The 20567-nt window shown below is 64.7% G+C and carries 16 protein-coding genes and 1 pseudogene; 8 read left to right on the top strand and 9 right to left on the bottom strand.

Annotated elements, in window-relative coordinates; all coding sequences use genetic code 11:
* Nucleotides 1-98: 98 nt before the first annotated feature.
* Nucleotides 99-1130: a sensor histidine kinase gene (locus LJ737_RS27075; protein ID WP_227763387.1), complete on the top strand. Its 1032-nt coding sequence runs from the start codon at nt 99-101 to the stop codon at nt 1128-1130.
* 3 nt (nt 1131-1133) lie between these two features.
* Entirely contained in the window at nt 1134-1919 is a 786-nt protein-coding gene (locus LJ737_RS04840) for a LytR/AlgR family response regulator transcription factor (protein WP_227763386.1), read from the top strand.
* Nucleotides 1920-2188: 269 nt separating this feature from the next.
* Here the strand turns inward: LJ737_RS04840 and LJ737_RS04835 are convergent, their stop codons facing one another.
* Nucleotides 2189-2680, bottom strand: a complete 492-nt coding sequence (locus LJ737_RS04835) for a DUF4126 family protein (protein WP_227763384.1) — start codon at nt 2678-2680, stop codon at nt 2189-2191.
* 170 nt (nt 2681-2850) lie between these two features.
* Between LJ737_RS04835 and LJ737_RS04830 the strand changes: the two genes are divergently transcribed.
* The 6 genes and pseudogenes from LJ737_RS04830 (at nt 2851) to LJ737_RS04810 (ending at nt 11337) form a co-directional block, all read left to right on the top strand.
* Nucleotides 2851-5607 (top strand): MGH1-like glycoside hydrolase domain-containing protein, encoded by a 2757-nt coding sequence (locus tag LJ737_RS04830; RefSeq protein ID WP_227763382.1) that lies wholly within the window; start codon nt 2851-2853, stop codon nt 5605-5607.
* Nucleotides 5608-5828: 221 nt separating this feature from the next.
* Nucleotides 5829-6230, top strand: a complete 402-nt coding sequence (locus LJ737_RS04825; RefSeq protein WP_227763381.1) for a group III truncated hemoglobin — start codon at nt 5829-5831, stop codon at nt 6228-6230.
* A gap of 100 nt (nt 6231-6330) precedes the next feature.
* Nucleotides 6331-7947 (top strand): L-tyrosine/L-tryptophan isonitrile synthase family protein, encoded by a 1617-nt coding sequence (locus tag LJ737_RS04820; RefSeq protein WP_227763380.1) that lies wholly within the window; start codon nt 6331-6333, stop codon nt 7945-7947.
* Between the two features lie 181 nt (nt 7948-8128).
* Nucleotides 8129-8887: pseudogene (locus tag LJ737_RS27255) on the top strand (TauD/TfdA dioxygenase family protein); the annotation flags it as partial.
* A 174-nt stretch (nt 8888-9061) separates the two neighbouring features.
* Nucleotides 9062-9898: a prenyltransferase gene (locus tag LJ737_RS27250; RefSeq protein WP_410779943.1), complete on the top strand. Its 837-nt coding sequence runs from the start codon at nt 9062-9064 to the stop codon at nt 9896-9898.
* 215 nt (nt 9899-10113) lie between these two features.
* Nucleotides 10114-11337, top strand: coding sequence for an NAD(P)/FAD-dependent oxidoreductase (locus LJ737_RS04810; protein ID WP_227763378.1), 1224 nt, complete (start codon nt 10114-10116; stop codon nt 11335-11337).
* A gap of 43 nt (nt 11338-11380) precedes the next feature.
* Here LJ737_RS04810 and LJ737_RS04805 read toward each other — a convergent pair whose 3' ends face one another.
* From LJ737_RS04805 to LJ737_RS04770, 8 genes are all read right to left on the bottom strand, one after another.
* On the bottom strand, nt 11381-11839 hold the full coding sequence (locus LJ737_RS04805; protein WP_227763377.1) for a hypothetical protein: 459 nt from the start codon (nt 11837-11839) through the stop codon (nt 11381-11383).
* Between the two features lie 148 nt (nt 11840-11987).
* Nucleotides 11988-12416 carry a hypothetical protein gene (locus LJ737_RS04800; protein ID WP_227763376.1) on the bottom strand — a complete coding sequence of 143 codons (429 nt, stop codon included), beginning with the start codon at nt 12414-12416 and terminating at the stop codon, nt 11988-11990.
* A gap of 35 nt (nt 12417-12451) precedes the next feature.
* Nucleotides 12452-13123, bottom strand: a complete 672-nt coding sequence (locus LJ737_RS04795) for a carboxypeptidase-like regulatory domain-containing protein (protein ID WP_227763375.1) — start codon at nt 13121-13123, stop codon at nt 12452-12454.
* 88 nt (nt 13124-13211) lie between these two features.
* On the bottom strand, nt 13212-13646 hold the full coding sequence (locus LJ737_RS04790; protein ID WP_227763374.1) for a hypothetical protein: 435 nt from the start codon (nt 13644-13646) through the stop codon (nt 13212-13214).
* A gap of 228 nt (nt 13647-13874) precedes the next feature.
* Nucleotides 13875-14255 carry a hypothetical protein gene (locus LJ737_RS04785; protein WP_227763372.1) on the bottom strand — a complete coding sequence of 127 codons (381 nt, stop codon included), beginning with the start codon at nt 14253-14255 and terminating at the stop codon, nt 13875-13877.
* Nucleotides 14256-14645: 390 nt separating this feature from the next.
* Entirely contained in the window at nt 14646-15356 is a 711-nt protein-coding gene (locus LJ737_RS04780) for a Crp/Fnr family transcriptional regulator (RefSeq protein WP_227763371.1), read from the bottom strand.
* 423 nt (nt 15357-15779) lie between these two features.
* Nucleotides 15780-17441: a 2-oxoglutarate dehydrogenase complex dihydrolipoyllysine-residue succinyltransferase gene (gene odhB / locus LJ737_RS04775; RefSeq protein ID WP_227763370.1), complete on the bottom strand. Its 1662-nt coding sequence runs from the start codon at nt 17439-17441 to the stop codon at nt 15780-15782.
* 100 nt (nt 17442-17541) lie between these two features.
* Nucleotides 17542-20400 carry a 2-oxoglutarate dehydrogenase E1 component gene (locus tag LJ737_RS04770; protein WP_227763369.1) on the bottom strand — a complete coding sequence of 953 codons (2859 nt, stop codon included), beginning with the start codon at nt 20398-20400 and terminating at the stop codon, nt 17542-17544.
* Between the last annotated feature and the right edge of the window lie 167 nt (nt 20401-20567).

Here is a 20567-nt window from a genome sequence, read left to right as displayed (position 1 = left end):
GTCCGTGCGGCCCGTAGCCCGCAAATAGGCCGTACTTTGGGGCTGGTTTGCCGCGGCTCCGGCCGGGGCTCCGCCTTTCCCGTTTGCTTTTTGCTGCTGTGCCCGCCTTTTCCCTCAATCGTCTCCGCGCCTCCGATTTCCGCGTTATGGCGGTGTATTGGCTGCTGGCGGGCCCCCTCATCGGCTACGGCTACGTGGTGCAGTACGGCTGGCGGGTGGGCCTGCCCACCATCCTCTACACCATCGTGCTCGACACGGCGGCCGTGTACGTGCTGGTGTTCGTGATTCTGCGGCAGCTCATCAGCGGCCGGCACCTGCTCGGCGGGCTGCTGGCCTTCTTCGCCTTTTTTGTGGGCAGCGGGCTGCTGTACTTCTTCGGCTACAACGCCTTGCTGAACAACGAGTTCGGCCACTTTTCCTTTCTGCGCATGATTTGGGCCGTAATGCAGCACGGGCGCAGCTACGGCGTGCTGGGCGTGCTGATGCTGGGCAAAAGCTACTTCGACGCCCAGCACCGGCTGCTGCGCGTGCAGAAGGCTCAGGCCGAAAGCGAGCTGAAAACCCTGCGCGCCCAGATCGACCCGCACTTTCTGTTCAACAACCTCAACATCCTCTACGCCCTCATTCAGCAGGACCGCGAGGAGGCCAGCCACTTCCTGAGCTGCTTTTCCTCGCTCTACCGCTACCTCATCCGCCACCGCGACGTGGACTTGGTGCCGCTGGAAGAAGAGCTGCGCTTCGCCGACGAGTACATCTACCTGCTGCGCCACCGCTTCGGGCAGGCCTACGATTTCCAGACCACCTTGCACGCCCCGCAGGCCGAGCTGCACACCCGCCTGGTGGTGCCCGGCACGCTGCAGGTGCTCATCGAAAACGTCATCAAGCACAACCGCGGCGGCGACGACGTGCCCCTGCTGGTGACGCTGGACGTGCACCCCGCAGCCCTGACGGTGCGCAACCGCGTGGCCCCCAAGCGCACGGCCGTCGACTCGACGGGCACCGGGCTGCGCAACCTGCGCGAGCGGTACCGCCTGCTGGCCGACGAGGAGCTGCAGGTGCAGCGCGACGAGTTTTTTACCGTGACGGCCCCGCTGCTGCCCGCGCAGCCGGCGGCCCTAATTGCGTCGTAGCCCATGAACGTGCTCGTTATCGAAGACGAAGAGCTGTCGTCGCGGCAGCTGGTGCAGTACCTGACGGCTCACGACCCGGCGGCCCGGGTGGTGCAGGTGGTGCGCAGCATTGCCAAGGGCCTGGCCTGGTTTGCCGCCAACCCCATGCCCGACCTGATTTTCTCGGACATTGAGCTGCTCGACGGCAACGTGTTTGCCCTCTACCAGCAGGTGCCGGTGACCTGCCCCATCATCTTCGTGACGGCCTACGACCAGTTTTTGCTGCCGGCCTTCCGCGGCAACGGAATTGCCTACCTGCTCAAGCCCTTCACCGCCGAGCAGTTCGCGCAGACGCTCGACAAGTACCACCAGCTGCGCCGCAGCCTGGCCCCGGCCGCCGGCCCGGCGGGGGGCCTCAGCGCCGAGGTGCTGGCCCAGCTCACGCAGGCCATGCGCCCCGCCCTGCCCGCCTACAAGCAGCGCTTCTCGGTGCGCCAGCGCAACAGCCTCTACATCCTGCCGGTGGAGGACGTGGTGTACCTGCAGGCCGACGAGGGCCTGGTTTTCGCCATCGACCGGCAGGGCACGCGCCACCCGCTCACCGGCACGCTCACCGAACTGGAGCGCCAGCTCGACCCGGCCCAGTTCGGCCGCCTCAACCGCTCGGAGCTGGTCAACATCAGCTTCGTGGAGAAGGTGGAACCCTACTTCAACAACCGCCTGCTGGTGAAGCTGCGCCCCCTGCCCGCCGCCACGCTGACCACCAGCACGGCCCAAACACCCGAATTCCGCCGCTGGCTGGAAGGGTAGATTGTGGATGCGTGACTAAAATAGTACGTCATCCTGGGCGTAGCGAAGGACCTTGCTCGCGCCCTGCACCAACTGAAAAGCGCAGCCACCGACGCCCAATTGTCTGGGCCGTGGTGACTGCGCTTTCGTCTTTCAACAACGCCCTAAAAGCGTCTGCTCGTTGTAGGTAGCAGCGGAGCGGGGTGCGAGCAAGGTCCTTCGCTACGCTCAGGATGACGCTCTTTTCATCCACTCACAAACTCCTACCCTCCTTAACTCACAAACTACACTCAGTGCCCCGGCTGGTGGCTGCTTAGCACGGCTTTGCCGGTGGCCACGGTCAGGGCGTCTTCGAGGAAACCGGCCCAGGGCTCTTTCAGCGGGGTTTTGCTGGACGTGAGCTTGCGCAGATACAAGGCGGCGAAGGAGCCGGCCACGGCGCCCAGACTGCCCACGGCGGCGCCTTTGAGCAGGCTGCCGCGGTTGGTTTTGTAGAGCACCGCCCCCACCAGGGCCCCGGACAGGGCGCGGCCGGCCAGCACGGGCGCCGCGGTGCGGTCGGGCATGTTCGGGAGCTTGTCGCTGGCCATTTCGGCGCCGGCCAGCACTTTCAGGGTGGTGGCCGCGCCTTTCGACTGCAGCCAGCTCAGGGCCGAGTGGGCCAGGCGGCCGGAAGGGTGGTGGCGCAGGGCGCTGCTGAGCAGGGCCGGAGCCGTCATGGAGCGCATGCCGGCCACGGCGCCGAGGCCGAGGGTTTGCCAGAAAGGCGAGGAAGAAGCCATAGCGGAAAGAATCAGGTGAATGGATTGCTGCAGAAGCTTACGGGCATTCCGGCCCGAGGGTAAAAGTTGGGTCACTCCCCAGCGCCGGCCGGGGCTGCCGCAGCGCCCGCGGTGGCCGGAGCCGGCGGCGTTGCGTAGCTTCACGGCAGCTTTTCTTGCGCCGCTTGTTTATGCTTTGTAGTCCGTTTTTCCCGCTGCGCCTGCTGCTGGTGCCGCTGCTCGCGGCGGGTGCCTGCCAGATGCCGAAATCGACCACCCAACCCGCTGCCGCCCTTCCTACGCCCCCGCCCGCGCCGACCGGCCCGGTGTGGCAATCGGCCGCTTACACCGTGTTTCGCGACTCCGTGGTGCAGGGCACGTTCACGGCCCGCGCCCTCTCGCGCACCGAGCTGACTTCGAACTACCAGAGCCCGGCCAACGCCTTTCAGAGCCCGCAGGTGAGCTTTAAGTTCAGCCTCAACGGCAAGGACAACGAGATGCAGCCCGGCCAGGACCACGTGTTCGTGGCCCTGCCGCGCCCGGGCGGCGCCGCGCTGGAAACGCCGCTCATCGTGTTCGGGCAGCAGTCGGTGGACCGCACGCCGGTGCCGGCCGAGACGTACTTAGCGCCCAACACCCCGCTGAAAATCCGGCTGGACCTGCGCCCGGTGCTGGCCGCTTTTAAGAAGCAGGGCTACTACCAGCTCTACAACGGGCAGAAGCTCTACCAGCAGGACCTCAAGCACGTGTTCGTGGCCGGCAACACCGCCCCGCTGAGCTGGGACTTCGACAACCTCGGCAACAAGCCCGGGCTGGAGCTGACCGACCCCGACGGCAACGGCATCTACGAAACCACCGTGGTGCTCAACGCCCACGCCGACCAGAAAACCACCGCCCAGCGCTGGAAAGCCAGCCTCGACGTGTCCGGACTGCCGCAGTACCAGTCGGATTACCCGCTGTTCGACGCCCTCTACAACCTAGCCCTGGAAGAAGCCAAGCGCGCCGTGGAGCCCGACAGCACCTTCCGCACCGGCGAATCGTGGGCGGGCGTGTGGACGCGCGACATCAGCTACTCCATCATCTTGGCGCAGGCCGCTATTCAACCCAAAGTGGCCATGAACAGCCTGCTGCGCAAGGTCACGGCGGACGGGCGCATCATCCAGGACACCGGTACCGGCGGGGCCTACCCCGTGTCTACCGACCGCATGATCTGGGCCGTGGCCGCCTGGGAGGTGTACAAGTCCACCGGCGACGAAATCTGGCTGCGCCAGGTGTACCCCATCATCAAACAGAGCCTCGAAGACGACCTGCTCAACGCCCTGGACCCGAGCAGCGGGCTGATGCGCGGCGAGTCGTCGTTTTTGGACTGGCGCGAGCAGACCTACCCGAAGTGGATGCAGCCGGTCGACATTTACCAGAGCCTGAACCTGGGCACCAACGCCGTGCACTACCAGGCCAACCAGGTGCTGGCCCTGATGGCCGAGCGCCTGGGCCAAGAGGAAGTTGGCGCCAAGCACCGGCAGCAGGCCGCCGCCATCCGGCAGGCCATGAACGACTACCTCTGGCAAAACGATAAAGGCTACTACGGCCAGTATCGCTACGGCCGCCTGGCACCCGTCCTCTCGCCGCGCGCCGAGGCCCTGGGCGAGGCGCTGACGGTACTCTTCGGCGTGGCCGATGCCCAACGCAGCCGCGCGGTGGTGGCTAATACGCCGGTAATGGACTACGGCATTTCGTGCATCTACCCGCAGACACCGGGCATCCCGCCCTACCACAACAACGCCGTGTGGCCCTTCGTGCAGAGCTACTGGGGCCTGGCCGCCGCCAAGGTGGGCAACGAGCAGGCCTACCTGGAAAGCCTGATGGCCGTGGCCCGGCCGGCGGCGCTGTTTCTGACCAACAAGGAAAACTTCGTGGCCTCCAACGGCGACTTCGCCGGCACCCAGGTCAACAGCTCGGTGATGCTCTGGAGCCTGTCGGGCGCGCTCGGGCTGGTGTACCGCGGCCTGTTCGGCATGGACTGGCAGGCCGACGGGCTGGTGTTCCGGCCCTTCGTGCCGCAGGCCCTGCAGGGCACGCGCCGCCTCACCGGCTTCCGCCACCGCTGGGCCACGCTCGACATCGAAATGACGGGCTTCGGCAACCGCATTGCCGACATCACCCTCGACGACAAACCGCTGCCGGGCGCCCTGGTGCCGGCCAACCTCAGCGGCCACCACCGCATCCGCATCGAGCTGAACGGCGAAGCACCCGCGGCGGCCGGCCAGCACAAAGTGGCTCACCACGTGGCCCCCATGACGCCGGCCGTGCGCTACCAGAACGGCCGGCTCAGTTGGGGCCCGGTGGCCGGCGCCCAGGCCTACGTGGTGCTGCGCAACGGCGAGTTTGCCGCCCGCAGCACCGAAACCAGCTTCGCACCGGCGCCCACCGCCGCCTACGCCGAGTACCAGGTGGTGGCCGTCGACGCGGCGGGTTACGAGAGCTTTGCCTCGGAGCCGCTGCCGGTGGGCGCGGCCAAGTTTCAGCGCGTGGTGCAAGCCGAGGCATTTGCGCCGGCCGCCAGGCTGCCCTACAAGGGCTTCACCGGCCAGGGCTTCGTCGAAGTCAGCAAGACGCGCAACCCGCGCCTCAAGCTGCAGGTGGTGGTGCCCGCCGGCGGCCTCTACGCCCTGGATTTCCGCTACGCCAACGGCAACGGCCCCATCAACACCAGCAACAAGTGCGCGCTGCGCACGCTGAAGGCCAACAACCGGGCCCTCGGCGCGGTGGTGCTGCCCCAGCGCGGCGTCGACGAGTGGTCAGACTGGGGCTACTCCAACCCCGTGTTTACCACCCTCAGCGCCGGCACGTACACCTTCGAGCTGGCCTTGGAAGCGAGCAACGAGAACATGAACGGGGAGGTCAACCAGGCCATGATTGACCACCTGCGCCTGACGCGCATCCGCTAGGCACCGCCCCCGGCGGGCGGCCTTGCCAAACGGCCCGACCTGCCCGGTCGGGCCGTTTTTGTGTACCCGTATTTGCGCGGAGGGAAACTTTTTTCCTCGTAATTAACCCTGATAATCAAGGTTAAATGATAAGAATCATTTGGCCGCGCAATCGTTTGCGCTATCTTAGCCCAACCTGTTCCTCACCGCGGCCGTATCCCGGTCCCCAGCTCATTCGCTCTATGACAACCGCTCCAGCCTCCGCTCTTACCGACATCACGCGGGAAGCCGACGTGAAAACGCTCGTGGATACGTTCTGCGAGAAAGTCAATCAGGATGAAGTGCTTAGCCCCGCGTTCAACGCGGTGGCCCGCGTACACTGGCCGCACCACCTCTTCACGCTCTACAACTTCTGGAGCACGGCCCTGTTCGGTCCTAAGTCGGGCCGCGGGCAAGCTTCCTCCAGCGACCTGGGCCTGCCGCTGGAAGGCCCCAAGTTTCGGCGCTGGCTGACCTTGTTTGACGCCGCCGTGCAGGAGAATTTTGCCGGCCCCAAGGCCGAAGAAGCCCGCCACAAGGCCCTGAACCTGGGCGCCCTGCTCGACGCTTCTTTTCCCCAGAAATCAACGCTGACGGTTTCGTAAGCCGCTTCGCCCGGGCGTTTTCCTTCCCACGCCGCCCGCCAAGCACCAAGTAATGCGGATATTGGGGTACCGTTTCGGTCCCCGTATCCGCATTGCTGTTTTGACCCCGCCCGCCTCCGCTTACCGCGCGGCCGCCACCGCACGGCGCCGCCTGCTCGACACCGGCCTGCGCCTCTTCGCCGAGCGCGGCTACCACTCCGTCGCCGTGGCCGACATTGCCGCTGCCGCCGGGCTGCCGCTGGCCGAGGTCTACCGCTTTTTCGGTTCGAAAACCGACTTCGTGCTCGGGCTCTACCAGCGCATCCACGACGAGCTGGAAGCCCGCGCCGCCGACCTGCCCGCCGCCTCGCTGGCCGAGCGGTTTCGAGCCCTGTTGCAACTGAAGCTGCGGCTGCTGGCCCCGCACCGCCCTACCCTGCGCGCTCTGGCCGCGTCCCTGCTCGACGCCGAGGCGCCCGCCGGCGTGCTCAGCCCCGACACTGAAAGCATCCGCCTGCGCGGGCTGGCCTTGCTGGAAGCCGTGGTGCAGGGCGCCACCGATGCCCCCGCGCCCGATTTGCAGCCGGCCCTGGCCCGCTCGCTCTACGCCGCGCACTGGGGCGTGCTGCTGCTGGCGTTGCTCGACCGCAGCCCCGACGGCGCGGCCACCCAGCAGGCCCTCGACCTCGTCAGCGCCGGCCTGGGCGTGGCCGCGCCCCAGCTCGGCAGCCTGCTGGCCCCACTGCTGCTCGGGCAGGTCAGCCAAGTGGTCGAGCAGTTCTTGCAGCTGGCCCCGGCCGATTTCGACCAGGCCCGGCAGATCATCAAGCTCGTCATGCTGCGCCGCAAAGTGCTGGCGGGCGACGAGGCCACGCACTCACTCGGCTGCGCCGATGAGCCCTGCGCGCAGTGCCTGGGCCTGCACTTGCCGCGCTTGCAGTACTTCATCAGCCAGCAGCAGCCGATTCATATGATTCTGCCGGCTTTCCCGGCCAAGTCGCCGAACCGGCAGAAGGTGCTGGGCCCGCTGCCCGACCTGGGCGAGGAAATAGCCCTGACTACCCTGCAGGCCCTCTGCGACGATATCCGGCAGGTGTACGCGCCCGGTGCCCGCCTGAGCATCTGCGCCGACGGCCGCGTCTTTGCCGACCTGGTGCAGGTCAGCGACGCGGAAGTATCGGCCTACAACGCGGCCCTGAAGCAGCTCATCGAACGGCTCGGCACCCGCGACTTGGACGTGGTCAACCTCGAAGACCTCATCGACACCGTCGACTTCGACGCGGCCCGCGCCTGGATTACGGCCGAGTACGCCGAGCCCCTGGACGAGCTGCGGCAACGGGTGCGTGAATCGGCCCACCAGCAGGCCTTGTTCAACGGCATTCACCGCTTCGTGAGCGAGGACGCACTGGCGCTGGCGCCGGCGAAAAGCAAGAGCCGGGTGAAGGAGGAAAGCAAGGCGGTGGCCTACGAGGTCATCCGCCGCAGCAACGCCTGGACGCGGCTGCTGGCCCAGGAGTTTCCGCACGCGCTGCGCCTGAGCATCCACCCCCAGCACCCGCACTCCGACAAAATCGGTCTGCGCATCACCCGGGCCGAGGACAACTGGCTTACCCCCTGGCACGGCGTGGTGCTGCTGCGCGCCGACGACTACGTGCTCCTGAAGCGGCAGCAGGCTGAAGAGTTAGGCGCCGAATTGGTGGAACAGGACGGGCGGCCGAGTCATTTTGTGGCTCCGTAACCGTCATGCCGAGCGAAGTAGAGGCATCTCGCGTGCTGATGCCGGATAGTAACCTAGCGGGCGTATGCGACTTGCCACATCGTATCCAGTCCTAATTCTTAACCATTGCGGCTGAATTATCAACCAATAACCCCACCGGCCCCGCCCACTTTTACCCGGCGGCTAAACCGCCTTTTGCCCGATGTCCGCCTACACCCTCGAACCCCAACAGCCCTTCGGCCTGCTCGTACGCGCCGCCGCGCCGGGCCGCACCATTGCCGAGCTTCCGGCCGCGCAGATTGACGCCTGGGTGCAGGAGCACCGCATCCTCATCTTCCGCGGGTTCGAGCTGTTCGACAAGCCGCAGTTTGCCCTCTACGCCCAGCAACTCGGCGAGCCGCTGCAGTGGCCCTTCGGCGCCATCAACGAGCTGAAGGTGAAGGTCGACGCTAAGAATTACCTCTACACCCCGGCGGCCGTGCCCCTGCACTGGGACGGCGCCTTCGTCGGCAAGATTCCTCACCTGATTTTCTTTCAGTGCCTGCTGGCCCCGCGGCCTGAGGACCACGGCGGCACCACCTTCGCCGACACCACCCGCACGCTGGCCCGCGCCCGGCCCGAGCAGCTGCGGCGCTGGGAAAAAGCTACGCTGCGCTACCGCACCGAGAAAATCGTGCACTACGGCGGCGTCATCACCCAGCGGCTGGTGCAGCCCCACCCCGTTACGGGCGAAACCACCCTGCGCTTCGCCGAGCCGGTGCACGATTTGAACCCGGTGTCGGTGGAAGTGCTGGGCGCCTCGGCCGAGGAGCAGGCCGCGCTGATTCAGGAGCTGCAGCAGGCCCTGTACGCCCCGGAGGTGTTCTACACCCACCGCTGGCTGAGCGGCGACATTGTGCTGGCCGATAACCACGCCCTGCTGCACGGGCGGGAGGCGTTTTTGCAGGCCAACGAGCGGCACATTCAGCGCATCAACCTGCTGGCCCGGCCCAAACAGGGCGGCCTGCAGCGGTTTTTGAAGAACAGCAAGGCCCTGCGCCGCACCGAGTTTCTGCTGGCCGAAATTCCCATCTTCACCATTCCCATCCTGCTCAGCGCCGAGGACCTGGGCTTCCTGCGCCGGCCCGAGCTGTACGTGGGCCTGGGCGGCATTTACCTGCTGTTCAACTTCGGCGACCTGGTGAATGCCTACGCCGACCGCCGCCTCGACGCCATCTACAAAAGCCACCTCTCCAACGCCATTTTCGAGCTGGGCGAGCAGGGCGTGCGCTGGCAGATGCGCGCTTCGGTGGCCGGCACGGTGCTCATCAGCCTGTGGCTCACGCAGCGCACCGGCCGCTGGCAGTTCGTGCCGCTCACCGTTATCGGCTGGGCTCTGGGTTTTCAGTACTCGTGGAAGCCGCTGCACTTCAAGTCGCGGGGGCTGTGGCAGCTGCCCGCGCTCTGGGCGGTGCTCTTCTTCGGGCCGATGGCCTACACCAGCAGCCTGGTCACGCACTTCCCGCGCCGGCCGGTGCTCACGCTGGCCGCCGCCTACGGCCTGCTCCAAATGGCAGTTATCCTGATGAACAACGCCGAGGACTACACCGAGGACCGGGCCGCGGGCATCGAAACGATGGTGGTAGCCCTGGGCCTGCACCGCAGCCTGCGCCTAGCCCAGACGGCCGTGGTGGGCACCGGCGCGGTAGTGCTGGGTTCCTTCGCCTACCTCTACCGCAGCGAAAAAATGCCCCGCGCCGCGTACCTGGGCCTGTTGCCGCTGGTCGGGGCGCTGGTGCACGTGACGCGCGGCTACGCCGATATCAACCGCCAGATTGCGCCCAAGGACGAAACGGCTGCTACCACCGTCATCAAAGAAAACGGCATGAAAGTGCCCCAGTGGCTCAACGCCACCGCCTACACCAGCCTGCTGGCCGCCGGGGTGCTGTTTGCCGTGCGCGCCCTGCGGGCCCGCAAAGCGCAGGCTGCTTGAGCGCAAACACGGAAAAGAACGTCACGCTGAGCTTGTCGAAGCCTCTCTACCGCTTCGTCTGATAGTCAAATTCCTATCAGCTATCAGCCCGCGAGATGTCTCGACAAGCTCGACATGACGACCTAGCCAGAGTAACGAAGCGGTAGAGAGGCTTCGACAAGCTCAGTGTGACGCCCAGAAGGCCTCAATTACTTATAACCAGCCCCTCAATCCGAATGGCACAACGCCCCATCAATACCACTCAACCCAACACGTCAGGCTCCCCCTCTTCTTTTTCGGAGAGGGGGCTGGTCCCGGAGGAGTCACGTGAGGCATACGACTGCGCCATCGTCGGCGGGGGCGTGGCGGGGCTGACGCTGGCCATTCAGCTGGCGCAGGCGGGCCGGCGGGTGGTGCTGTTCGAGAAGGAAACCTACCCCTTCCACCGGGTGTGCGGCGAGTACATTTCGATGGAAAACTACGCCTTCCTGGAGCGCCTCGGCGTGCCGCTGGCCGAGCTGAATCTGCCGGTGATGACGCGCTTCACCGTCTCGTCGCCCAGCGGCGTGGCCCTGCACCACCCGCTCGACATCGGCGGCGTAGGCATCACGCACTACTCGTTCGACCCGCTGCTGGTCGGGCTGGCTGCCCGGCACGGCGCCACCATCCGCCAGGGCAGCAAGGTCACCGACGTGGCCTTTGCCGACGACGAATTCACCGTAACCGTGGCCGGCGGCGCCACCTACCGGGCCCGCACCGTGTGCGGGGCCTGGGGCAAGCACGCCAACCTCGACGGCAAGCTGAAGCGGCCGTACCTGGCCGAAAGCCGGCAGGGCCGGCAGTTCGTGGCCGTGAAGTACCACCTGCAGCTCGATTACTTTCCCGAGGCCACGGTGGAAATGCACAACTTCAAGGACGGTTACTGCGGCCTCTCGCCGGTGCCCGGCGGGCTCACCAACTGCAGCTACATCAGCGACCTGCGCAACCTGCGCGCCCACGGCAACAGCATTGCCGAAATGGAGCGGCAGGTGCTCATGCGCAACCCGCTGCTGCGCCCCTACCTGCAGGCGGCCCAACGCTCGGACTTCCCCCCCTTGGTCATTTCGCAGATAACCTTCCGCGAGCGGTCCACCGTCGACAACCACGTGCTCATGCTCGGCGACGCGGCCGGCACCATTGCCCCGCTCTGCGGCAACGGCATGAGCATGGGCATGAACGCCGGTTTTTTGCTGCACCCGCTGCTGCTCGAGTTCCTGAACGGCCGCATCTCGCGCGCCGCGCTGGAAGAGCAGTACACCCGGGCCTGGCGGCAGCTGCTGAGTGTGCGCATCACCGCCGGCCGGCTGATTCACCAGGTATTCGGTCAGCCCCAGCTCACCACCGCCGGCATTCAGGTGCTGCGGCGCCTACCCTTCCTCACGGATTTCATCCTGAAGCAGACCCACGGCCAGGCGTATTAGGACTCTTTCCGTGCGGCAGCCCAGTACTGGCCAAGTAGCGCGTTTAGGCGCGGGATTTTTTCGCAGGGTAATGGCTTTGCAGAAAGCTTACGAGTTGGCTGAAATCCCCGTATTCGGCGGAATAAATGCGCACCGGGTCGCCCTGGCGGAACCCCAAGGTCAGTATTTCCCCCACGCTGTACCCTCTGCCGGGCTTGCTCACCTCCCAACGCTGCAACGTTTGCATGGGCTGCTGCGCCAGCACGGTAGCAGGCAGCAACTCCAGCAGCAGCATTTCGTGGTCGATACTTAGCCGGTAGCGCTTCAGCGCGGAAGCGCAGACTAGCGGCGGCACTACGCCGACGAGCACTATTAGCAGCAGATACAGCCAGCCCTGGCCCGGCTGCTGGTGAAAATTGTGCTGCCGTAGCATCAACAAACCGCACAAGCCACACAAGCCGGCCAGCAGGTAGCAGCCGAATTTGGAGAAACCGTTGTTGGATTCAATTTGGAGCACGCGCAAAGCTACGTCCTCGCCAACGCCAAAACGACGCGCCCAGCCGCCGGTCTACCCAAATCCGGAGGTGGGCGCGTCGTCGGCGCTAATCGGGCAGCGGGGCTACCCACACAGGAAAAGGATGGCGCGGCGTGTTGGAGGCCGCGCCTTGAGGTCAGAGAGTGGCGGCCTGCACCCGCAGCACCTCCCGAGCCGCGGCCAGGTTGGTATCGTGGGCGCTGACGGCGAGGTAGATGAACTTGCGCCCGCCGTCGGCCAAGCGCATCAGGTGCAGCTGATTCGACAACGAAATCAGGATGTCCTCGATGTGCTCGTCGATGAGGTTGAGCGCGGTCAGGGCCTTTTGCTTTTGGCGCACCACTTCCGCGTTGAAGGCCGCAGCGGTGGCCGGGGCAATGTTGGCGGCGTTGGAGTGGGCGGCCAGGCTGGTGCCCGAGCGGGCATCAACCACGGCCACGGCCAGCAGCTCGGGCAACGCGTTGAGCACGCGCTGCACTACCTCACCGGCGCTGGCCTCCGCTTGCAGGGCGGCCGCCCGGGCATGTTTGGTAGCAGTTTTCTTACGATACGACTTGGGTTTCACGGAGTAAGCGTTAGGCCCGGGCGCGTCGCAGCGGGCTAGAAAAGAAACCAGCGGCGCTGCTTGGCGCGGGGCGACAGGGTTACGTTGGCCGGGGCCGCGTTCTGCACCTGCAGTTCCTGGTCGTGGTAGCCGCCGTAGCCGTACACCAGCGTCTGCTGGCCGGCCGGCACGCGCATAGTGTACGCCCCCGAGGCATCGGTGCTCACGCCGAAGCGCGTGCCCTTCTGCAGCACGGTAGCGCCCACCAAGGGCTGGCCATCCTGGCCCAGGATGCGGCCCTTCACCGTCACCATCCGAATGGCGCTGGCAGCGTCGGCAGTGGCCGGAGCCAGCAGCTCGAGGTTGTCGGCGGTGGGCAGGTTCTCGGTCGGCAGGGTGCGGTTCGGCAGGGTGGTGCCGGCAAACACCATCCCGCCCACCAGGGCGGCGCAGGTCACCAGCCCGGCGGCGCGGCGGCGGAAGCGCACCGGCTCGGCCTGAATGTGCTGAATCTGGCGGCGTACCCAGCCCGGCGCGGCCACTTCGGCCTCGGGTTGAATTTGGTGCCAGCGGGTGAGCGTGTCGTGGGCCTGGTCGGCGTCGCGGCGCAGGTAGGCCTCCACGGCGCGGGCCGACGCCGGGCTCAAATCACCGCGCAGGTAAGCGTCGCGGTACACGGGCAGCAGTTCGCCCGTTTGCGGATCAAAAGGAGAAGCGGTTAGTCTCATGCGAGAAATTGGAATGGAGAAAGGGTAGAATACAGGATCTGACGGCCGCGCCCGCCCTGTGCTCCCGCTCCACCCGCCGCCGGGTAGCTCAGGCTTCGCAGGTGCGCAGCACGTCGCGGGCAATGCCCAGGTTGGTGTCGCGGCAGTCCACGGCCACGTAGAGCACGCGCCGGCCGTCGGCCAGCACGCGCAGCAGGTGCAGCTGGGTGCGCAGCGTAATGAGAATGTCTTCCAGCGCCTCGTCGGGCTGGCCCAGTGCGGCCAGGGCCTGCCGCTGCTGCCGCACCACCTCGGCGTTGAAGCCGGCCACCTTGCCGGGGTTCAGTTCGCGGGCGGTGGTGTAGCTGGCCAGCAGCTGCCCGCCCTCGATGCGCACCACCGCGGCGGCCAGCACCTCGGGCAAGCCGGCCAACACCCGGTGCAGCACGCCTTCGGCGGCGCTGCGCTCGGCGCTGGCAGGGCCCGCCCCCACCACTTGGTGCAGCGCAGGACCGGTTAGCTTCTGGAGAAAAGGAATATTCATGCAGCCTCGTGTTCGGCCCCGGGCGGGGCGGTCATTCGGGGCGCCGGCCCGCCGGGCACGCGCCACCGGGTAGCCCGCCACGGCTGACGCGTCAGCCACCGCAGACTACCCGAGCGTCGCCGCTGGCGGGCGGCAGTTATGTGAGCTGGTAGAGGCAGAAAAAAGGTATTCGGAGCGGGCCACGGCGCGCCGCCGGCCCTGCGCAGGCACCGGCGGCCGCGGCGGGTATTAGTTGAGGGCCGAGGAGTGGCTGCGCAGCACTTCGCGGGCAATGGCCAAGTTGGTGTCGCGCTGGTTCACCACCAAGTAGATAAACTTGTTGCCCGCGTTGTTCAGCTTGATCAGGTGCAGCTGGTTCGAGAGCGTGATGAGGATGTCCTCGATATTCTCGCCGGTCAGCTTCAGGGCCGACATGGCCTTCTGCTTCTGCTTCACCACTTCGGTGTTGTAGGCCGCGGCGGTGTCGGGGTTGATGTTGGGCGAGTTGGTGTGCGAGGCCAGCGACATGCCGGAGGTCACGTCCACCACGGCAATGGCCATTAGGGTGGGCAGCTCGTCGATGACGTTCTGGACAATTTTACCGGCGGGGTTGTTGACGGAGTAAGCCATGTTGGTGGGCGTTGTGTTTATGTGAGGTTTTCGAAATACTCTTTTGCAAATCCTATTTATTCAAGCTTAAACAACTGATGGTTGCCGGGTAGCTGCTTGCGGCGCTGGCTGCGCTCCTTTGCCGCAAGCGAGCATTACACCCGGCTCGAACCACCTATCAATCAGCCGATTTGCTTTTACAAAACTCCTCTAAACGGCCGCCTAAAAAAATGACCGCGGTCAATTTCGTTTTTGATTCTCATCAAAAATCACCTGTTCATGAATCCTGAATAGTCCTACTTACGTACTTGGCGGGTTTACCTAAACGCCAACGGGCGCCCCGTTGCCGGAGCGCCCGTTGGCGTTGATTATCAGAAGCATCTAAGCAGCGGCCTAGCTCATGCGGGCCTGTCAGTCGTACTGCGTCGAAATCTGCGTGAGCGTGGCCGCGTTCAGGATGGTGATTTTGCTGCCTTTGGTCGCAATCAGCCCCTCCTCCTTGAACTCCGACACCAAACGGCTGGCGGTTTCGGTGGCCGTGCCGATCAGCGAGGCCAAGTCCTCGCGCGAGATGGGAATAGCGCAGTTGCCGGAGTCGAGGCAGAAGGTGCGGTGCAGCAGCAACAGCGCCCCGGCCAGCCGCTCGCGCACGGGCTTGTAGGTCATGTGCAGCATGCGGGTTTCGGTGTCGTTGAGCGACTCGGTGAGGTGGCGCAGCAGGGCACGGGTAAACTGCGTGTTCTGCTCCATCAAGCTCAGTACATCGGTGCGGGGCACCATGCACACCACGCAGTCCTCCAGGGCCACGGCCGAGCAGGCGTAGGGCGCGTCGCTCATCAGGGCCCGGAAACCCATGGTGTCGCCTTCCCGGGTGAAGCGCATGATCTGGGCTTTGCCGTCGCCGCCGGTTTTGGTCATCTTCACCTTGCCTTCGAAAATGCAGTAGAGGCTGCTGAGCCGGCTGCCTTCGCGGAAAATAACCTGCCCTTTCTGGTAGGTCTGAAAGGTTTTGGTGGTCGACACCAGATTCAGCTCGGCTAGTTGGCAGCAACCCAGCAACGACTGCTGCCGGCGCGGGCAATCCTGGCAGTTGGCGGGCGCGAGGGAGGGTACTTGTCTCATCAATAGGTGACGTCGGGAGTCGGGCGCAGGCCAGTTGGTCGGTGCGGCCCTCGACTCTGCATAAGGGTGGGTAGGTGGCAGTCAGCGCTCCGCCTCAATTCGTAGAATGCTTGCTGACGCCCGGCGGTATACAATTTTGCGGCCGCGCCCGGGGGCTCGTGCCAACCCGCCGCTTCCGTAATCACAACTTGACTGATAACCTGAGCCTTACCCCTGGTTTAATTCTTAAAAAATCACGCAACTTGTCTTTTGCGCCCGCCCGGCTACGGATCCGTATTCCCAGAACGGTAGAAATACGGATTGTTCCCTTCCCAAAATCGGACGGGGGCAAGCTGCCGGTGGAGGCTTTTCCCTCAGGCCCAAACGCAAACGGCCCCGCTCTCCTGCGAGAACGGGGCCGTTGTCATGCTTACGCCAGTGGGCTTACACGCCCAGCAGCAGGCGGGTCGGGTCTTCTAGCAGCTCCTTCACGCGCACCAGGAACGATACCGACTCGCGGCCATCGATGATGCGGTGGTCGTAGCTCAGGGCCAAATACATCATCGGGCGGATGACCACCTGCCCGTTTTCGGCCACGGGACGCTGCACGATGTTGTGCATGCCTAGGATGGCCGACTGCGGGGCGTTGATGATCGGGGTGCTCATCATCGAGCCGAAGATGCCGCCGTTGGTGATGGTAAACGTGCCGCCGGTCATCTGCTCGATGGTCAGCTTGTTGTCGCGGGCCAAGCCGGCGAGGCGCACGATTTCCTTCTCGATGCCGTCGAACGACAGCTGCTCGGCGTTGCGAATCACCGGCACCACCAGCCCTTTCGGGGCCGATACGGCGATGCTGATGTCGCAGAAGTCGTTGTACACGATGTCGGTGCCGTCGATCTGCGCATTCACGGCCGGCCACTCCTGCAGGGCCACGCACACGGCCTTGGTGAAGAACGACATGAAGCCGAGGCCCACGCCCTTCTTCTCCTTGAACTTGTCCTTGAACTTGTTGCGCAGGTCCATGATGGGCTGCATGTTCACCTCGTTGAAGGTGGTGAGCATGGCCGTTTCGTTCTTCACCGACACGAGGCGGCGGGCCACCGTCTTGCGCAGGTTGGACATCCGCTCCCGGCGCTGGTTGCGGTTGCCGCCGGCTACGGCCGGGGCCGCTTGCGGCGCCGACGCGGCCGGAGCGGCGGCGGGCTGAGCAGCCGGCGTAGCAGCTTGCGGCTGCGCCTTCAGCGCGTCTTCCTTGGTAATGCGCCCGTCGCGGCCCGAACCCTGCACACCGGCAGCATTGATGCCTTTCTCGTCGAGAATTTTGCCGGCCGCCGGCGAGGGCGTGCCCGAAGCGTAGGTGTTCGAGCTGCTGGTAGCTGCTTGAGCAGCCGGTGCAGCAGCCGCGGCCTGGGCCGGAGCTGCCGCGGGAGCAGCTGCCGGAGCGCCAGCACCCGCGCCTTCGATGCGGGCAATGACGGCGCCGATGCCGATGGTTTCACCTTCCTTGGCCACGTGGCGCAGCACGCCGGCTGCTTCGGAGGGCAGCTCAAACGTGGCCTTGTCCGATTCCAGCTCGGCAATAACCTCGTCTTGGGCCACCGTGGCGCCGTCAGGCTTCAGCCACTTGGCCACCGTCACTTCGGTGATGGACTCGCCCACGGCCGGAATCTTCATTTCCTTGGTTGCGCCGCTGCCGCCGGCCGCCGGAGCAGCCGCAGTCGGCGGCGTGCCCGAGGCAGCACCACCGGCGGGCGTGCCGCCGTAGCCAGCTTGGTCGCTGGCCTTGGGGTTTTGCTCACCGGCATTCACCGGGTCGGCTTGCGTAGCCGAAGCAGCTGCCGGGGCAGCGGCAGGAGCCGAAGCCGCTGCGCCGTCGCCGCTGATTTCGGCAATGACGGTGCCGATGCCGATGGTCTCGCCCTCGGCCACGCGGATTTTCAGCGTACCGTCGCCCTCAGCGGGCAACTCAAACGTGGCCTTGTCCGATTCCAGTTCGGCAATGACTTCGTCGCGCTTTACGGCCTCGCCGTCTTTCTTGAGCCACTTGGCGATGGTGACTTCGGTGATGGATTCGCCGACGGCGGGTATTTTGATTTCCAGAGCCATGTACTAGCTGGTGGGAATGATGTCGATGGTGGGAAGTTAGAAAGCGGAAGCGGAATGGCGCCCGTAGCACGAGCCAGAGGCCCGCGCTACGGGTAGGCCACTAGTCCGGTACGTCTTTCTTGGCCGTTTCGGCCGTGGCTTTGATGTTCTTGTCGGCCACGGCGGCTTGGGGCAGTTCGAAGGCACGGGCCACGATGTTCTTCTGCTCCTGCACGTGCACTTTGTTGTAGCCGGTAGCGGGCGAGGCGGAGGGCTTGCGCGCCACCACGTCGTTCAGCTCGCGGCGCATGAAGCGCAGCATGTAGTTCCAGTAGCCCATGTTTTCGGGCTCTTCCTGCACCCAGATCAGCTCGGCTTTGGGGTACTTCTTCAGTTCCTCGGCCAGCTGCACCTGCGGGAAGGGGTGCAGTTGTTCCAGGCGCACGATGGCCACGTCCTTGCGCTCCGACTTGGTTTGCTCTTCGAGCAGGTCGAAGTACACCTTGCCCGAGCACAGCAGTACGCGCTTCACTTTCTTGGCCTCGGCGTAAGTGTCGCCGAGTACTTCGCGGAAGGTGCCGGAAGTGAATTCCTCCACCGGCGACACGCACAACGGGTGGCGCAGCAGCGACTTGGGCGACATGACCACGCAGGGCTTGCGGAAATTCCACACCAGCTGACGACGCAGCAGGTGGAAGAAGTTGGCCGGCGTGGTAATGTTGGCCACCACCATGTTCAGCTCGGCCGAGAGCTGCAGGAAACGCTCAGGACGGGCGTTGGAGTGCTCCGGGCCCTGGCCTTCGTAGCCGTGGGGCAGCTGCATCACCAGGCCGTTCATGCGCTGCCACTTACTTTCCGACGAGGAAATGAACTGGTCAATCATCGTCTGGGCGCCGTTGGCGAAGTCACCGAACTGGGCTTCCCAGATAACCAGCGCCGTGGGGTTGGCCATGGCATAGCCGAATTCAAAGCCGAGCACCGCGTACTCGCTCAGCAGCGAGTTGTAGATGCGCAGCTCCTCCGGCTGCCCGCCCTCGATGTGGTTGAGCGGCGTGTAGGGCGCCGAGGTAACGGCGTCGTGCAAGACGGCGTGGCGGTGCGAGAAAGTGCCGCGCTGAACGTCCTGCCCGCTGACGCGCACGATGTGGTTTTCGAGCAGCAGCGAGCCGTAGGCCAGCTGCTCGCCGGCGGCCCAGTTGAGCACCCGCGTCTCGAAGAACATCTTGTTGCGCTCCTTCAGCAGGTTCTCGATCTGCTTGATGGGCTTGAACCCTTCCGGAATGGTGGTCAGGGCTTTGGCCACTTTCTGCACCACTTCCTCGCTCACGCCCGTTTCCGGCGACTTGTTGAAGTCCTCGGCCGTGGCGCGGCGCAGGCTGCGCCACTCATTTTCCAGCGGCTGGTACTTGTAGGGCAGCGGCTGTTGCTTCACCAGGTCGAGGCGGGCCTGCAGCAGGTCGCGGAACTCGCGGTCCATCTGGTTGGCCAGTTCCTTGTCCACGTCGCCGCGCTGCACCAGCGTCGCGTTGTACACCTCGCGCGGGTTCTGGTGCTTCGAAATGATGTTGTAGAGCGCCGGCTGGGTGAATTTCGGCTCGTCCGACTCGTTGTGGCCGTGGCGGCGGTAGCACACCATATCAATAAAGATATCGGCGTGGAACTGCTGGCGGTACTCGGTTGCCAGCTGCACCGCAAACACGACGGCCTCGGGGTCGTCGCCGTTCACGTGCACCACCGGCGCGTCGATGATCTTCGCCAAGTCGGTCGAGTAAATCGACGAGCGGGCGTCCTCGAAGTCGGTGGTGAAGCCCACCTGGTTGTTAATCACGAAGTGCAGGGTGCCGCCGGTCTTGTAGCCTTCCAGCTGCGACATCTGCGTCACTTCGTAGCCAATGCCCTGGCCGGCCACGGCGGCGTCGCCGTGAATCAGGATGGGCAGGATTTTCTTGTAGTCGCCGCCGTACTGGTGGTCCAGTTTGGCGCGCACGAAGCCTTCCACCACCGGGTTCACCGCCTCCAGGTGGGAGGGGTTCGGGGCCAGCTTCAGGTTTACTTTCTTGCCACCGGCCGCGTCCACTTCCGACGAATAGCCCATGTGGTATTTCACGTCGCCGTCGCCCATGGTCAGGTCCGGTACGGCCGTTCCCTCGAATTCCGAGAAGATCTGCTCGTAGGTTTTGCCCATGATGTTGGCCAGCACGTTCAGACGGCCGCGGTGGGCCATACCGATCATGACTTCCTCCACACCCAGCTCGGCGCCCTTCTGAATGATGGCGTCTAGCGCGGGAATGGTCGTTTCGCCGCCTTCCAGCGAGAAGCGCTTCTGGCCCAAAAACTTCGTGTGCAAGAAGTTTTCGAATACCACCGCCTCGTTGAGCTTGCTCAGGATGCGCTTCTTGTACTCTACGCCGGGGTTGAAGCTCAGCGAGTCCTGCTCCACTTTGGTGCGAAACCAGTCGAGCACCTGCGGGTCGCGGATGTACATATACTCGAAGCCGATGGTTCGAGTGTAAATCTTCTGCAGCGCGTCGATAATGTCGCGCAGCTTAGCGCCGCTGCCGAGGCCCAGCAGTTCACCGTTTTTGAACGTCGTGTCGAGGTCAGCGTCGCTCAGGCCGAAGTCCGAGAGGTTGAGCCGCGCCTGCCGGTCTTTCCGCTCGCGCACAGGGTTGGTGCGGGCCACTAGGTGGCCGCGGCTACGGTAGGCGTGAATGAGGTTGCGCACCGCCGTTTCCTTGTCGGCCGAAACCGAGTCGGAGGGCGCAATGGCGGTAGAACCCAGCGTGGAGGCCGATTTGGTCAGCACGCCGGTGCCGGTGGCTTGCTCGGCACCTTCTTCCGGGTAGGTCTGCGAGAAGTCGAAACCTTCGAAAAACTTGCGCCAGCCGAAGTCTACCGATTCCGGGTCGGCCTTGTAGTCCTGGTACAGCTGGTCGATGTAGTCGCCATGCGCGTTGGCGATATAGGAGTATGCGTCCATGTAAACGGCTATGGTGGGAAAGCAAATGTAAGGCGTATTCAACCAAGCACAAATCTACATTCGCATACACGAATAAATCTGTTATTCAACACACAACACCTTAGCCCAACAATTCCAATTGTCGACAACCTTCCCTCGCTGACAGAATTCGCAATAAAAGAATTTTA

The sequence above is a fragment of the Hymenobacter sp. 15J16-1T3B genome (assembly GCF_020711235.1).
In the GTDB taxonomy this organism is placed as follows: Bacteria; Bacteroidota; Bacteroidia; order Cytophagales; family Hymenobacteraceae; genus Solirubrum.
Note: the sequence above shows the minus strand (reverse complement) of the source record. Positions and strands in the feature narration are given on the sequence as shown.

What these genes read in the sequence shown, in the direction of transcription:
- LJ737_RS04840 (WP_227763386.1), top strand. Translation starts at nt 1,134, where the DNA reads ATGAACGTGCTCGTTATCGAAGACGAAGAGCTGTCGTCGCGGCAGCTG.
- LJ737_RS04835 (WP_227763384.1), bottom strand. Translation starts at nt 2,680, where the DNA reads ATGGCTTCTTCCTCGCCTTTCTGGCAAACCCTCGGCCTCGGCGCCGTG.
- LJ737_RS04830 (WP_227763382.1), top strand. Translation starts at nt 2,851, where the DNA reads ATGCTTTGTAGTCCGTTTTTCCCGCTGCGCCTGCTGCTGGTGCCGCTG.
- LJ737_RS04825 (WP_227763381.1), top strand. Translation starts at nt 5,829, where the DNA reads ATGACAACCGCTCCAGCCTCCGCTCTTACCGACATCACGCGGGAAGCC.
- LJ737_RS04810 (WP_227763378.1), top strand. Translation starts at nt 10,114, where the DNA reads ATGGCACAACGCCCCATCAATACCACTCAACCCAACACGTCAGGCTCC.
- LJ737_RS04795 (WP_227763375.1), bottom strand. Translation starts at nt 13,123, where the DNA reads ATGAGACTAACCGCTTCTCCTTTTGATCCGCAAACGGGCGAACTGCTG.
- LJ737_RS04790 (WP_227763374.1), bottom strand. Translation starts at nt 13,646, where the DNA reads ATGAATATTCCTTTTCTCCAGAAGCTAACCGGTCCTGCGCTGCACCAA.
- LJ737_RS04785 (WP_227763372.1), bottom strand. Translation starts at nt 14,255, where the DNA reads ATGGCTTACTCCGTCAACAACCCCGCCGGTAAAATTGTCCAGAACGTC.
- LJ737_RS04780 (WP_227763371.1), bottom strand. Translation starts at nt 15,356, where the DNA reads ATGAGACAAGTACCCTCCCTCGCGCCCGCCAACTGCCAGGATTGCCCG.
- odhB (WP_227763370.1), bottom strand. Translation starts at nt 17,441, where the DNA reads ATGGCTCTGGAAATCAAAATACCCGCCGTCGGCGAATCCATCACCGAA.
- LJ737_RS04770 (WP_227763369.1), bottom strand. Translation starts at nt 20,400, where the DNA reads ATGGACGCATACTCCTATATCGCCAACGCGCATGGCGACTACATCGAC.